This is a genomic window from Phaeobacter sp. QD34_24, from assembly GCF_028890115.1.
In the GTDB taxonomy this organism is placed as follows: domain Bacteria; phylum Pseudomonadota; class Alphaproteobacteria; order Rhodobacterales; family Rhodobacteraceae; genus Phycobacter.
The window spans coordinates 191,370-204,636 of sequence record NZ_JARCJD010000003.1; the positions used below are offsets into that span (position 1 = coordinate 191,370).

Consider the following 13,267-nt stretch of genomic DNA (forward strand, 5'->3'; position numbering starts at 1 on the left):
ATCCTTTCAGAGGGCTTCATGGTGAACCATGTTGGCGCCAATCGTGGAACGGATCAAGCCTGATCCAGTGCTGCGCGTGTCTTGCGCTACAGATCCCGGTGCGGGGGCAGTCTTTTGACCACCTGTTGGGCAGTGGGCCTGATCTGCCCGGTCAGCGAGAAGTGGGCGATCGATCTAGCGGCGGGCTAGGGTTGTTCGGCACCGGGAGATCAGCGCAGGTCTAATCCAACCTGATGAATAACCGTTGATATATTGTCGATTTTGGGTGCGGAGAGACGCGCGCCGTAGGGGCCAAAGCCGAAGCCTATTTCGAGAAGGTCATCTGCAGATTGAAGGTCATCTGCGACACCTGCAGCTTTTTCGGTGCGCTGGGAAACTTGCCTGCGCGGGTGATGGCCTGCAGGGCCGCCTTGTCGAAAGCGGGCGTTCCGGAGGATTTTGTGACTCTGTGGCTGATCAACTGGCCGGTTCGGGACACCACCAGCTGAACGACCACACGACCCTGACCACGGGCGCCTGCGGGGTATCGCTTGCGCCGCTCGATGCGCGCGCGGATCTTGGCGCCCCAGATCGATTTCAGCTTTGCGCTTTGACCGGCGTTGCCCGTTGCGACGTCGGATCCACCGGAGCGGCCCGCCTGAGCGGAGGCGCCCGAGCCTGCCGCGCGCTGCCCCGCGACCCCGGCAGAGTTCTGTTCCGCCTTACGCGCATCTGCGGGCGCGGGCTCGGGTTTGGGCGCAGGTTTTGCAGGCTTGGCGGGGGTCGGTTCGGGTGCGGGCTGCGGTTCCGGAACAGGCTCGGGTTCTGGTGCCGGGTCTGGTACCGGCTCTGGTTCTGGTTTTGGCTCGGGGGCGGGCTCTGGCTCTGGCTCGGGTGGGGGCGGGGCTGTGGATGTATCCACGGCCAGGGTTTCATCTACCTCAGGCTCGCGCAGCCTTGTCTCAATGGCCGCCCGCGGTGCCGTTGCCAGTTCGAACTGGGGCACGGTCGGCGCCAATGTTGCCGCGGTGGGGTCTTCAAGCCGCGTGTCCAGCTGCGGCCTGGTCTGGACCGGTCGCTGCCAGGTTTTCACCAGGTCGGCAATGGTCGGATCTGCGGCCTGGAGTGTCACCATCGTGTTCCCGCCCGCACCGCTGGATTGAGACCCGGAGCGGGGCGCGATTGCAAAGAACGCCACATGCATAAGTGCGGCAATCCCGCCGAATGCGATGAATTCGCCGGTGCGTTTCACGGCGCACCTACCACCAGCTCGGCGCGGCTGAGGCCAGCCTCCGCCAGGTTGCGCAGGATGGCGGCCAGCGCCTTTGCCTCCAGCTTGGCATCGGCGCGCAGCTGAACGATGGGCGCATCCGCGCTGAGGCTGGCAAGATGTGCAAGTGCGTCAGGGCCTTCGTGACCATCAAAATGCATGCGCCCCGTGGCATCGACAAACAGTACCGGCTCGGCTTGTGCTTCGGTCTCCAAATCCGCCTCGGGCGGGGTCACGTCAAAGGGTTCGGGATCGGCCAGCCGGGAGGTCATCAGGAAGAAGATCAACAGCAGAAACACCACATTGATCATCGGAACGATGGATTCCCGGGCCGGGCGGCGTGGCGGTTCACTCAGATCCATCGACGCCTCCTATTCCACCAGTACAAAGGCGGTATGGCCAGCCCGCGACAGCAGTCGGGTGATATCGGTGATGCGCTGAACATCGGCGCCATCCCGCCCCCGCAGGATCAACAGGTCGTCAGGTTTGCTCATCAGCGGAGCGATTGCCGAGGTCAGCCTGTCATCTGCGACCGGCACGCCGTTGATATCCAGGCTGTCAGGGCCGATCCCGATCAGCCGCGGCGGGCCGGAGTAGCTCCCGCCCGCGCCCGCCAGCGGCAGGTCGATGACCGCGTCCACGCCAAAGCGCGAGGCCAGCATGAAGAAGACCAGCAGTAGAAAGACCACGTCGATCATCGGCGTGAGGCTTGGCTTGCGCCGGGGGCGTGGAGGATCGGTGAAGGCCATCGGGTTACTCGGGGGCCTGGGTCGGTTTGTCCGGAGAAGCTGCCACGAACAGGCGGGTGGCGCTGTCCTCGATATCGCGGCGCATGCGTCCGATGACTGCTTCGAACCAGGTCAGGGCGGCAGAAGCGGGGATTGCCACCGCCATGCCGGCCGCCGTGGTCAGCAGGGCCTCCCAGATGCCACCGGCCAGCAGGGCGGGATCCGCCTTGGATCCTGCCGCCTGCAGCGCCTGAAAGGCCGCGATCATGCCAAGCACGGTGCCAAGAAGACCCAGAAGCGGCGCGATGGTGGCGATCAGTTCCAGCGCGCCCAGCCCGGTTGCCGCGCTGCCAAGGTGCAGCTTGGCGACCCGAGCGGTTTCCTCGCGGGCGCGGTCTTCAGGCAGGCGGTCCAGGGCTTCCAGCGCGGCCGTGACCACCTTCGAGCGGATCCCCATGCGCCCCTGGACGATGGTGAGCGCCCTGTCGGCCTGGCCCTGTTCATATGCGACGATTGCCTGGATGGCCTTGCCGCGGGACCAGGCACCGATCAGGGCCAGGCGCCAGAACTTCCACAGGATCAGCGCCAAGGTCATCACCGACAGGGCGGCGATGGCCCAGATCGACGGGCCGCCATCATGGAGGAATTTCAGCGCCGCTTCGCTGGCATCGCGCAGCCGCTCCGGCAACGGCCAATCCGCCGGGATCCGCTGAGGTTCGGCACTAGGCTCCTCAAGCGGGTCAAGGGCCTCGTGCTCTGAAGCTGCAGGAATCGGCGCGGTCGTCTGCGGTGCAGCGGGGGCGGCGGTCACGGTGGTTGGAGCGACGGTTGTGGTGGCGTCAGGCTGAGCTGAACCGGGGGCTGTGGTGGCAATCTCAGGCACCGGTGCCGATGGCGCACCCTGTGCCAGGGCGCAGGGAGCTGTCAGGGCAAGGAGGGGCAAGAGGATCGAGCCAACCGAAAAATGCGCGCTCATGATGTGCTCCAATATGCTGCGATATAGCTCGTTCCGGGTGCAGGCTTGCTGTCGCTCAATGCTGCCCGCAGTTTCTGCACCTCCGACTTTTCACAAGCAAACCACAAATAGCTCTCAGGGTTGCTCCGATGCGCCGATAGGGCCCGTGCCATGAGGCCCTGTTCGTCCCCCCGGTCGATCCAGCTGAGCGAAATCCCCTGAGGTGCGCTGATCGGATAGCCCCGATCGCCGCCCTTGGTCAATAAGGTGACCTGACCCTGGCTGTGCTGCGGCAGGGTTTCCAGGATCCGCGCCACGGCGGGCAGGGCGGTCTCATCGGCAAACATCAGGATGTTCGAGGTGTCGGGAATACCGCCGCCGCCTGGTCCGGCGATCGCCAGTCTGTCGCCCGGGTTGGCCTGTTGCGCCCAGGCCGTGGCGCGCCCGCCTTCATGGAGGAAGATGTCGAACTCCATGATGCCCGTGTGGTGATCGATCCGTCGGGTCGTATAGACCGGCCGGTGCAGCGCCTTCTCGCCCTTTGGCCATATGGTTGCGCCGTTTTCATCCACCCTGGGCCAGTCCGGTTCCGTGCAACCTGCCGGAGGCAGCAACAGGCGAAAATGGATGGCATCGTCCCGAAAGCTTTTGAGGCCCTTGGTGCGGACCCGGACCCGCAGGTAATCGGCGCCCAAGGGGGTGATGGATTCGACGGTGGTGAAATGCACGTTGGGCGGCAGCACGCCGCTGCTGCCCGCATCCGACCACCGCAGCGCCAGGGCGGCCGCGGCATCCACCTCCTTCAGGTGCTCGGTAATGCCTTCCTTCAGCATGTGAAGCCGATCCGGCAGGGCCGCAGTCACCTGAATTGCAACACCGCGCGCCCTGGCGGAAAACCGGTATTGCCCGAAGGCCGGGACCTCGACCGTGAGCGCATCGTCGCCGCTGGTTTGGGTCGGAAGGCCATGATCCTGCGCCATGGAAATCAGCGCGTCGCGCAGCCCGGCAAAGGCCAGATCTGAAATCTCGGCCTGGGCAGAAATCGGATAGGGTTCGCTGATGGTCATTTCTGCCTTGCTATTCGGGGATCACATGTGGCGTGCCATGGACGGGATCGGGAATGATCCGGCAGGCCAGTCCAAAGACGGATCGCATGATATCCTCGGTGATCACCTCTTGCGCGGCGCCCTGACGGTGGACCTTGCCGTCCTTCAGCGCGATGACGCAAGTGGCAAAGCGGGCCGCCAGGTTGATATCATGCAGGACCATGGCAACGGTGCGACCGGTGTCCCGGTTCAACCGCGCGATCAGTTTCAGAAGCTCGATCTGATGTGGCAGGTCCAGATAGGTGGTGGGTTCGTCCAGCAGCAGGATATCGGTGTCCTGCGCCAGTGCCATGGCGATCCAAGCGCGCTGTCGTTGCCCCCCAGAGAGCGTGTCCAGCGGCCGTTCTGCGTGCTGGGTCATATCGGTCAGCTCAAGCGCCTCGGCCACGGCCGTTGCATCCTGATGGGACCATTGGCGCAGGGCCGACTGATAGGGGGTGCGGCCCCGTGCCACCAGATCGCGCACCGTCAGCCCCTCGGGCGCGGTGGCGGTTTGCGGCAGGATCGCCAGGCGCCTGGCAACGGATCGGCTGGGCTGGCGGTGGATCGCCTTGCCATCCAGCACCACCTGACCCCTGGTCGCAGGCTGCAGGCGGGCAAGGGTTTTTAGCAGGGTGGATTTACCGCAGGCATTGGGGCCGACGATCACCGTCAGCTCCCGGTCGGGAATGGCCACGCTGAGATCTTCCAGGATCGGGGCGCGGCTTGAATAGCTGGCACTCAGATCCTTGGCCTGCAGGCGGGCCGCGGCCAGGGCGGGGGCGGTATCAGGCATCAAAACTGTCCTTTGCGGAATTGGGCCAGCAGTAACCAGATCAGCACCAGGGCTCCGATCAGGGCGGTGAAGACACCGGTTGGCAGTTGGATCACCGGCACCAGGCGCGCGGCGGTATCGGCAAGGAGCGTGATCAGCGCCCCCGTGGCAGCGGCTCCCAGCAGGGCGGGCCTGCCATCCGCGACCATGCGCCGGGCGATGGGGCCTGCGGCAAAGGCGACAAAGGGCAGGGGGCCCGCGCAGCTCACGGCCAGGGCGGCCAGCAACAGCCCAACTGCGGTCAGGGCCAGGCGTAGCGGGGTCAGGGCAAGCCCGAGGCCCTGGGCGATGGCATCCTCCATCGCCATCCGTTGCAGCGGCAGGTGCAGCCAGAACAGCATCGGTGCCAAGAGTGCCAGACCGCCCCAGACCCATGCGGCATCGCTCCAATCGCGTGCATTGAGCGATCCGGTCAGCCATTGCGCCATGGCGGCGGCGTTCTGGATCTCCATGCGGCTCATCAGCAGATCGGTTCCGGCGCTCAGTGCCAGGCTGGCGCCAATGCCGGTCAGGATCAGTCGGGCGGGCGACAGGCCGTTCTTCCAGGCCAGCGCCGTCACCAGGATCGCGGCCAGCAAGGCTCCGATAATGGCGCCCGGCAGGATCATGGCCTCGGTCAGCACCATGGCCGAAAGCGCTCCGAACCCGGCGCCTGCGGTGAAGCCGATCACATCCGGAGACGCCAGCGGGTTGCGCATCATTGCCTGGAAGATGGCGCCGGACAGGCCAAAGGCCATGCCCACACCCAGGGCTGTCACCACCCGTGGCAGGCGGTTTTCCAGCAGGATCAGGCGCTGCAAATCACTGCCACCTCCGGTCAGCACCCGCAGCGCCTCTGCCATGGTCAAAGGATAGCTGCCGAGGTTCAAGGCCAGGATGCTGAAGGTTGCCAGCAAGGCAAACAGGCCGAGGCCGATCCATGCGGCCCGGCGCGAGATCCGCAGCGACAGCGAGGAGATGCGGAGGGTCCAGATCATAGCGTGCCGACCCCATGGCGGCGCACCAGCCAGATCAGCATCGGGCCGCCGATCAATGCAGTCATCACCCCTGCCTGCATATTGCCACCAAAAAGAGGCAAACGACCCAGCAGATCCGCAGCCAGCAGCAGGCAGGCGCCCAACGAGCTGGAAAACAACACCGTCCACCCGAGGCCGGGACCGGCGATCCAGCGCGCCAGATGCGGGACGATCAAGCCGACAAATGCAATCGGCCCGGCCAGGGCAACCGATGCGCCGCACAACACCACGATGGCCAGACCGGCGGTCAGCCGGGCAAGCCCGGTGCGCACACCCAGTCCCCTGGCAATCTCCTCACCAAGGCTGAGCGCATTGAGACCATATGTGGCCGCAGCCGCCAGCACCGCGCCAAGGCCCAGGAAGGGCAGTAGCGGGTAAATCATCTCTGCCTGAATGCCGTCGAAACCGCCAAGCACCCAGAACCGATAGACGTCAAGCGCCTGCTGGCTGGCCAGAAGCAGCCCGCGGGTCAGGGCCATGAACAGCGCGCTGACCGCGGCCCCTGCAAGGATCAGGCGCAGGACGCTGGCGCGGCTGCCGCCCCCCACGAAATAGACCAGACCGGCTGCGATGAACCCGCCCGCCAGGGCCGCCCAGATGAAATCGGCGGGATCGCTCGTGTTGAGAACAAGAATACAGAGAACAACCCCCAGGGCCGCGCCTCCGTTGACGCCAAGAAGCCCGGGGTCGGCCAGGGGATTACGGCTGAGCGCCTGGATCAAGGCTCCGGCGGTGCCCAGCGCGGCGCCGGTCAGCAGGGCGGCGCAGAGCCGGGGGAGCCGCATGGTCTGCACCACGATATGCTCTGCAATATCGCCGTCATATGCGGTCAGAGCCATCCAGATCTCCGACCAGTGGGTCGCCCGGATGCCAAAACGCAGCGACATCACCGCCAGAGCGATCACCAGCAGAATGGACCCGGCAAACCACAAGGATCGTGGATGAGATCGTGGATGGGGGCGTGAAAGGGGAGGGAGATCCGTAGCAGGCTGTACAGCCGCCACGGCACCGGGGGTCGCGCGGGTCATCTTAATGTTCTCCCGGCAATAGGCCGATCCGGGCGAGGCTTGGAACCGGGGTCGCAGGCGTGCCGTCCATCGCCGCTTCCAGCTCCGGGACAAGCCGGTCCAGCGCATAGTCGAGGCTCAGCGGGCTGGAGTGGGAGAGCGCCGAGGCAAGCATCTGATCTGCATAGATTTCACGCCCCTGCTGATGGGCGCGCAGCGTGTGGCGCAGTGGTATCCGGGCCAGCGTGTCGACAGATGTGGCGCTATCGAGCCAGATCAGCGCATCCACATCGATGGCGGCAAGATCCTCGCCGGGCACCCGCGCGTAGATCGGCGTCCCGGCAATGCGATCGAGCGCCTCCGGGGCGTGAAACCCGAGCGCCTGCATGAACTGGCCACGGATATCGCTCTCTCTGCACGCGCCGATCTCACCGATCCAGACCATGACGCCGGTGGCCCCGGACCACGCGGGATGTGCCGCGCGGATCTTGGCAAAGCGGGTTTCGATCCGGGTGATAATGCTTTCGGCCTTGGCAAGGGTTCCGGTGGCGCGGCCAAGGGTGCGCAGCATTTCGGGCCAGGGGCTGCCGAAATCGCCGTATTCGGCGCGTGGCGCGATCGTGGGCGCGATACGCGACAACAGCGCATATTCCCGCTTGGTGATGCCGGACCATTGCGCGGTGATCAGATCCGGCTCCATCGCCGCGATCCGTTCGATGTCGATCTGGCCCTGCATCACCACCGGCCGGGCATCTCCCAGGGCTGCATGTCCCCAGGGCCAGACGCCATAGGGATCATTGCCGTACCATTTGCGCAGCGCATAGGGCGTTTCTCCCAGGGCAAGCAGGAAATCGTGTCCGATATAGCTGAGCGAGACGATGCGCCGGGGTTTTGCGGGAATGCTGGCTGTCCCGAAACGATGCGTGATTTCTACCGGGAAGGGATCCGTACGGGCCATAGGGGGCCAGAGCACAAGAAGCGCGACCGCCAACATCAGAGCCGCGTGCAGCCTCTGAGCGATGAGGGATGAGGTCCGGTCGGCCCCAGGAATGAGGGCCTGTCTTGCCAGCGGCGCCTGCGTCACGATCATCTCCAGCCATCTGTATGCCAAGGGCAGGCAATCTCTGTGGGTCTGCGGGTTTGGCTGGACGGTGGCCGAAATAACTCTCCGGCTTTGCGCGTCTTGCTGGATGACGCTCCGGGGAACGCTTGGAGAGGGCTATTTTGATTGATTGTTTTTGTCAAGTAAGGCGGGCAGCACAATCGGATCGGTCCGACAGCAGGTCTTTGATCTTTATCCATATCATAAACACAGTCTATTTCGGGCTGCATGCCTTGGTTGCCTGTCCCTTGCGCTGCGCAAGCGGCAGGGCCACGAGGGGCAAGAACCCGATCGTGAGCAGTGGAAGGATGTCCGTTTCGAGCGCCTGATAGCCGGCCAGCCCTGCGGCAGGGCCGATGATCCAGGCGGCGCCCGTCGCGGCTGAGAGTTGTCCCGCAGAACGCCCCTGCTGTTTGGCCCGGAGCGATACCATGGCCTGCAGGCTGGGGGTGATCAGGCCAAGCCCGAGGGAAAGAACCGCCATGGCAACATAGGTCAAAACGAGGGTGGCGGCCCAGAAGGCGGCCAGGGTGCCGACAGCGGTAAGAAGCGCTCCACTCCGGGTCAGTGTTGATGGGCCGAGACGCGCCCGCGCGGCCAAGCGAATTCCAAGAAGCGAGGCGGTGGTGCAAAGCGCACCTGACAGAGCGGCGGCCTGCACGGCGGCTTCGGTTGACAGTTCTCCCCGTGTTTGCAGCAGCAGTGGCAGCATGCTGTAGACGGCACTGGCGGCGCCAAGCCCGCATAGGGTGGCTGCGAGCAGGGGCAGAAGCTCGGGGTCAAACCGCTTGGCTGGCTCTTCGGGTAAAGCCGCGGTCGCGGGCGGAGACGAGGGCAGGGCGCCCCGTGTCAATAACACGGCCACCCCCAACCCGCCCGCAAGGAAAAGCGGGGCAATCGGCCCAGCCAGATAGGTGACCGGCAGAACCAGCGCCGCCCCTCCGAGCGAGCCGAGCGTGAAGGCGCTTCCGGGGAGTGCAAGGGCGCGGGTGCGGGTCTCGTTGCTGCTGGTTGCTGCCAGGTGGCCGACCGCAGCCGGGAGCGCGGCGCAGGCGCAGGCGCCATAGATCATCCGCGCGCACAGAAGCAGGGCAAAGGTGCCCTGTGGCGCCAGCACGCGCGTCTGGCCCAGATAAAGGGCAAGCCCGACGCCAATAATGGACACTGCGCCGCCTGCCACGCCCATCAGGAAGACCGAACGCGGCCCGATGCGATCGACGCGCGCCCCCCAAAAGGGGGCTGCGAAGAGCACGACCAGGGCCGAGAGGGACAGGACCAAGCCTGCCTCTGTTTCGGACAGGCCGATCGCCAGGGTCAGCGGTACAAGCACCGGCAGAAGCACAGCATTGCCCAGCGACAGGGAGGCCAGCCCTGCTGCAATCACGCGCCGGTCGGGAGACATGCGGATCATTCCGGTAGCACCGTCGGGCTTCGCATCTGCGGCAGGCGGGCGCTGGCTTCCTGACCGACCGCGTCCCGCAAAGGCGCCGCTGTGGAAAATCCACCGCAAAAGCACAGGAAAAAGACCAAGATGGCACGCAACATATCGACTCCTGACACCGGGACCCGTATTCCCGAGTAAAACGCTCGGGGGAATTCTCATCCACGAGCAGGCCGGTCAAGAACTGACCCACCCATCTGGTCCGATCATCCAACCGCAAAAAGGTAACTGTTGTTATGGGGTTTCACCCGCGCATGTATGCTTCCGTTGAAGGATTCGACCTGGTCGATCCGCTCTCCAACCTCGGGTTCGACCGGATGACCGTCGACCTGTGGCTGGTATCGGCGCGGGCCGGGGCGAAGGGGCGCTATGTCTCGATGCACCCGCGCGTGGTGCTGTTGCTGGATGGCGTCCGGTTGGCACTGTCGGATCGCAAGGATGCCGTGGGGCCACTGTGTGCCGCCTGTTTCATCCCGGCTGGGGTGCAGATCTGGTCCCATGTGGCTACCCCGGGTGACATGACGCATCTGGATATCCACCTCAGTCGGGCGCAGTTGCTCGCCTTGTCAGCGCAGGCCGGGGCGATCACAAAGCCGATCCTGTTGCCCGAACTGGGGCCCCTGGCGGCCTTGGGTGAAATCCTGGCCCGCGAATGCCGGGAGCCGAACCGGGCCCCGGGGCATGCCGAAAGGCTGGCACAGCTGATCCTGTTGGAGCTCTTGCATCACGCCGACCCCGGCGCCGACACTGCAGCGACAGGGATCAGGTGGCTGGAGGCCGTGCAGCGTCATGCCGCGGAGAACCTGCGCGACCGTCTATCCGTCGATGATCTGGCCGAGGTCGCAGGCATGTCGCGCACCAGTTTCAACCGGCACTTTCGGGCCGAAATGGGCAAGGCGCCCTATGCCTGGGTGCTGGAGCTGCGCTGTGATCAGGCCGAGCGGATGATGCGGCAGGGACTGCCCTTTGCCGAAGTGGCCGTGGTCTGCGGGTTTTCGGATCAGCCGCATTTCAACCGCGTGTTCAAATCGGTGACCGGGCTCTCGCCGAGTCATTGGATGATCGAACAGCGGACGGGACTTCTGGGAACGAACATCCAAGACAAGAATACCTGACTTTTTTTATCGGACTGGAGAATGGTCCGGGCGGCTCCCCTGAGGGGCCTTTGTTTGGCTGCTCGGGGTTGGACTGATGAGGAAAGGCGCGACAATGGCTTTGCAAAAACGAACAAGGGAAACTCGGTGGAAGACGCTGACCACCACGGCGGTGTTGATGTGCGGGACGGCCTTGCCGGGATGGGCGCAGACCGTCGACCTCGGCACGCTGACGCTGGAAAGCTTCGAGGATTCGAACGGGCCTGTCGCAAAAGGCGAGACCAACCCGCCGACAGCCACCGGTTCCAAGGTGCCACTGCAATTGAACGAAGTTCCGCAGGCGGTTTCGGTCCTTGGGCGCGAACAGATCGAGGCCTTTGGCGCCCAGAGTGTATCCGAGGCGCTGCGCTATACCGCTGGTGTGACCACGGATGTCTATGGGAGCGACAATGATTATGACTGGCTGCGCATCCGTGGTTTCCAGGCGGATCAGACCGGAACCTATATCGACAACGCGCAGAACCTGTCCTTTGCATTCGGGTCTTTCTACATCGATCCGTATACGCTGGAGCGGGTTGAGGTGCTGCGGGGCGCGGCCTCGGCGCTATATGGGGGATCCAACCCCGGCGGTCTGGTGAACTATGTGTCCAAGCGGCCCGGCGGCCATGTGGGCGAGCTGACCTTTGGTCTGAACGATGCGGGGGCCGGTTGGGTGGCCTTCGATTTTGGCGAGGATGTGGGCGAGAGCAGCGCCTACCGGGTGACTGGGCGGATCGAGGGCGGAGACAAGTACGATGACCTGAACGAAGGCCTGCGTGGCACCCTGGCGCCGTCTTACAAGTTCACCACCGATGGCGGCACGGAAATCACGCTTCTGGGCAACTTCCATCGCGCCAGTGAAAAGCACAACGGATCGACCTTCCTGCCCTACTACGGCACGGTGCAGCAGACGGTGGAATTCGGATTTATCGATCCCGATGCCAACTTCTCGGATCCCGATTGGGACAGTTACGAGCGCAAGCAGGGAACCGTTTCAGCAATCGTGGAGCATCAGTTCGACAATGGCTTCACCTTCACCGGGATCGGTCGGGTGGGACGTGCCGATCTTGAGGAAAGCTATTACTACCCCTTCGGTTACACGGGCTACGCCACCGTTCCGCAGGATGCGGCAGGCACGCTGAGCCTGATTGCCTTTCACCATGAAACCGAAACGACAACCGCCCAGGCCGATCTGCGCTACTATGGCACGGTCGAGGCCGCTGGGGCGTCTCACGATCTGCTCTTTGGCCTTGATGCGCGGCGCTATGTGATCGACGAGATCCAGCAGTCAGGCTTCGGGTCAAACACGGTGGTCAACCCGACCGCGCCCGGCACGCCGGTCCTGGGGGCACCATATCAGGATGCAGAGACGACGCAGAACCAGCTGGGTCTCTATTTTCAGGATCAGATCAAGTTCGGCGGCGGTTTCATCAGTACCTTCAACCTGCGTCATGACTGGGTCGAGACCGAGCGCGTCGGCACCGGCGCGTTCACCCGGGAAGACAGCGAGACCTCTGGGCGGGCGGCGATTGCATATGAATTCGACAACGGTCTGACGCCCTACCTGACCTATTCGAGCTTCTTCAATCCGATCATCCTGTCGCCCGCCGATGGCATCACCAAGCCGGAAAGCGGCGACCAATGGGAAGCGGGGCTGAAGTGGTTGCCGGATGGCGGGCCGTTTCACCTGGCTGCGGCCCTGTTCCAGATCGATCGCAAGAACGTTCAAACGGGCACCTGGGGCAACTACTCGCAACTGGGAGAAGTGCGTTCGCAGGGGCTGGAACTGGAAGGCGGCTACGAATTTGGCAACGGTTTTACGCTGCGAGGCCAGGTGAGTTGGACAGATGTTGAGGTCACCGCGGATACAAATGCCGGGCTGATCGGAAAGACACCGACCTTGACCCCGACAGTCCAGGCCGCCCTGGTTGCCGCCTATGAATTCGCAAACGGTGTCAGGATCGAGGCGGGCGCACGCCACCGCGGGTCAAGTTTCGCGGACGATGTGAACACGTTGAAGGTATCGGGCTACACGCTATACGACATTGGCGCCTCTTATGAATTCGGCGATGGTTTTGTCGGCAATCTGGCGATCACCAACCTGGCGGACACGCGGCATGTGACTGGGTGCCAGACGGTCTATGTCTGCTCCTACGGCAGTGGAAGAGAGATCAACTTCTCTCTGACCAAGGCCTTCTGAATGCAGCGATAAGGACCGGGGCGATTGCCCCGGTCTCTCCCTGGCGGTGTGACGTTGGGCGGACCGGAAGCCACGCTTGCTATCATGCATGCCGAAAGCAGATGGCTGTCGGATTTGCCGGGCCAAAATGGAAAGGGGTCCCACAATTGCGGGGCCCCTTTTCATGTTCTGTGGAGTGTTGTCAGCCGTGTAAAGAGCATGGATGCCGTCCCAAGGGAGCGCAGGCGACAGTCCAGGATAGGCAAATTGGCAGCCATGAATTGAGGTGATTACCCGGATACCCCGAAAGCAAGTCACGACAACAGATGTGTCATCCCCTGGTTCTGGGACGGTTTTTATGGCGATCTCAGGGGAATAATGGCGGAGAGACAGGGATTCGAACCCTGGGTCCCCGTGAAGGGACAACGGTTTTCGAGACCGCCCCGTTCGACCACTCCGGCACCTCTCCGCGGGGGGTGAGCGGCGGTTTAATAGTGAATTTTGACGGGCGCAAGGGGGATTTTCAACTTCTCGCCA

The 13,267-nt window shown here is 63.9% G+C and carries 12 protein-coding genes and 1 tRNA gene; 2 read left to right on the plus strand and 11 right to left on the minus strand.

Annotation, left to right across the window (positions count from 1 at the left end; all coding sequences use genetic code 11):
• Positions 1-304: 304 nt before the first annotated feature.
• From PXK07_RS03745 to PXK07_RS03790, 10 genes are all read right to left on the minus strand, one after another.
• Complete coding sequence (locus PXK07_RS03745; RefSeq protein WP_342455856.1) at positions 305-1,114, minus strand: energy transducer TonB; 810 nt, start codon at positions 1,112-1,114, stop codon at positions 305-307.
• 113 nt (positions 1,115-1,227) lie between these two features.
• On the minus strand, positions 1,228-1,611 hold the full coding sequence (locus tag PXK07_RS03750) for an ExbD/TolR family protein (protein WP_274846849.1): 384 nt from the start codon (positions 1,609-1,611) through the stop codon (positions 1,228-1,230).
• 9 nt (positions 1,612-1,620) lie between these two features.
• Entirely contained in the window at positions 1,621-1,998 is a 378-nt protein-coding gene (locus PXK07_RS03755; protein ID WP_274846850.1) for an ExbD/TolR family protein, read from the minus strand.
• Between the two features lie 4 nt (positions 1,999-2,002).
• Positions 2,003-2,953, minus strand: a complete 951-nt coding sequence (locus PXK07_RS03760; protein ID WP_274846851.1) for a MotA/TolQ/ExbB proton channel family protein — start codon at positions 2,951-2,953, stop codon at positions 2,003-2,005.
• Positions 2,950-3,999: a siderophore-interacting protein gene (locus tag PXK07_RS03765; RefSeq protein WP_274846852.1), complete on the minus strand. Its 1,050-nt coding sequence runs from the start codon at positions 3,997-3,999 to the stop codon at positions 2,950-2,952. Before PXK07_RS03765 ends, PXK07_RS03760 begins: the two co-directional genes overlap by 4 nt.
• Before the next feature lie 10 nt (positions 4,000-4,009).
• A complete protein-coding gene (locus tag PXK07_RS03770) occupies positions 4,010-4,813 on the minus strand; it encodes an ABC transporter ATP-binding protein (RefSeq protein WP_274846853.1) in 804 nt (267 codons plus the stop codon).
• Positions 4,813-5,829 carry a FecCD family ABC transporter permease gene (locus tag PXK07_RS03775; RefSeq protein ID WP_274846854.1) on the minus strand — a complete coding sequence of 339 codons (1,017 nt, stop codon included), beginning with the start codon at positions 5,827-5,829 and terminating at the stop codon, positions 4,813-4,815. The genes PXK07_RS03770 and PXK07_RS03775 overlap by 1 nt, the downstream gene beginning before the upstream one ends.
• Positions 5,826-6,896, minus strand: a complete 1,071-nt coding sequence (locus PXK07_RS03780) for a FecCD family ABC transporter permease (RefSeq protein WP_446728349.1) — start codon at positions 6,894-6,896, stop codon at positions 5,826-5,828. Before PXK07_RS03780 ends, PXK07_RS03775 begins: the two co-directional genes overlap by 4 nt.
• A gap of 1 nt (position 6,897) precedes the next feature.
• Positions 6,898-7,833, minus strand: coding sequence for an ABC transporter substrate-binding protein (locus PXK07_RS03785; RefSeq protein WP_274846856.1), 936 nt, complete (start codon positions 7,831-7,833; stop codon positions 6,898-6,900).
• Between the two features lie 358 nt (positions 7,834-8,191).
• The gene (locus PXK07_RS03790; RefSeq protein ID WP_274846857.1) at positions 8,192-9,388 is read right to left on the minus strand and encodes an MFS transporter; all 1,197 of its coding nucleotides are present in this window, start codon (positions 9,386-9,388) and stop codon (positions 8,192-8,194) included.
• A 284-nt stretch (positions 9,389-9,672) separates the two neighbouring features.
• On the opposite strand from PXK07_RS03790, the gene PXK07_RS03795 reads away from it, so the two are divergent.
• Both PXK07_RS03795 and PXK07_RS03800 read left to right on the plus strand, forming a co-directional pair.
• On the plus strand, positions 9,673-10,533 hold the full coding sequence (locus PXK07_RS03795; RefSeq protein ID WP_274846858.1) for a helix-turn-helix domain-containing protein: 861 nt from the start codon (positions 9,673-9,675) through the stop codon (positions 10,531-10,533).
• 94 nt (positions 10,534-10,627) lie between these two features.
• A complete protein-coding gene (locus PXK07_RS03800; protein ID WP_274846859.1) occupies positions 10,628-12,751 on the plus strand; it encodes a TonB-dependent siderophore receptor in 2,124 nt (707 codons plus the stop codon).
• Positions 12,752-13,109: 358 nt separating this feature from the next.
• Here PXK07_RS03800 and PXK07_RS03805 read toward each other — a convergent pair.
• Positions 13,110-13,199: transfer RNA gene (locus PXK07_RS03805), tRNA-Ser, on the minus strand.
• Between the last annotated feature and the right edge of the window lie 68 nt (positions 13,200-13,267).

Excerpts from the sequence above, each read along its gene's own strand:
- PXK07_RS03745 (WP_342455856.1), bottom strand. The coding sequence starts at position 1,114 with ATGGTGACACTCCAGGCCGCAGATCCGACCATTGCCGACCTGGTGAAA.
- PXK07_RS03750 (WP_274846849.1), bottom strand. The coding sequence starts at position 1,611 with ATGGATCTGAGTGAACCGCCACGCCGCCCGGCCCGGGAATCCATCGTT.
- PXK07_RS03755 (WP_274846850.1), bottom strand. The coding sequence starts at position 1,998 with ATGGCCTTCACCGATCCTCCACGCCCCCGGCGCAAGCCAAGCCTCACG.
- PXK07_RS03760 (WP_274846851.1), bottom strand. The coding sequence starts at position 2,953 with ATGAGCGCGCATTTTTCGGTTGGCTCGATCCTCTTGCCCCTCCTTGCC.
- PXK07_RS03765 (WP_274846852.1), bottom strand. The coding sequence starts at position 3,999 with ATGACCATCAGCGAACCCTATCCGATTTCTGCCCAGGCCGAGATTTCA.
- PXK07_RS03770 (WP_274846853.1), bottom strand. The coding sequence starts at position 4,813 with ATGCCTGATACCGCCCCCGCCCTGGCCGCGGCCCGCCTGCAGGCCAAG.
- PXK07_RS03775 (WP_274846854.1), bottom strand. The coding sequence starts at position 5,829 with ATGATCTGGACCCTCCGCATCTCCTCGCTGTCGCTGCGGATCTCGCGC.
- PXK07_RS03780 (WP_446728349.1), bottom strand. The coding sequence starts at position 6,896 with ATGACCCGCGCGACCCCCGGTGCCGTGGCGGCTGTACAGCCTGCTACG.
- PXK07_RS03785 (WP_274846856.1), bottom strand. The coding sequence starts at position 7,833 with ATGGCCCGTACGGATCCCTTCCCGGTAGAAATCACGCATCGTTTCGGG.
- PXK07_RS03790 (WP_274846857.1), bottom strand. The coding sequence starts at position 9,388 with ATGATCCGCATGTCTCCCGACCGGCGCGTGATTGCAGCAGGGCTGGCC.
- PXK07_RS03795 (WP_274846858.1), top strand. The coding sequence starts at position 9,673 with ATGTATGCTTCCGTTGAAGGATTCGACCTGGTCGATCCGCTCTCCAAC.
- PXK07_RS03800 (WP_274846859.1), top strand. The coding sequence starts at position 10,628 with ATGGCTTTGCAAAAACGAACAAGGGAAACTCGGTGGAAGACGCTGACC.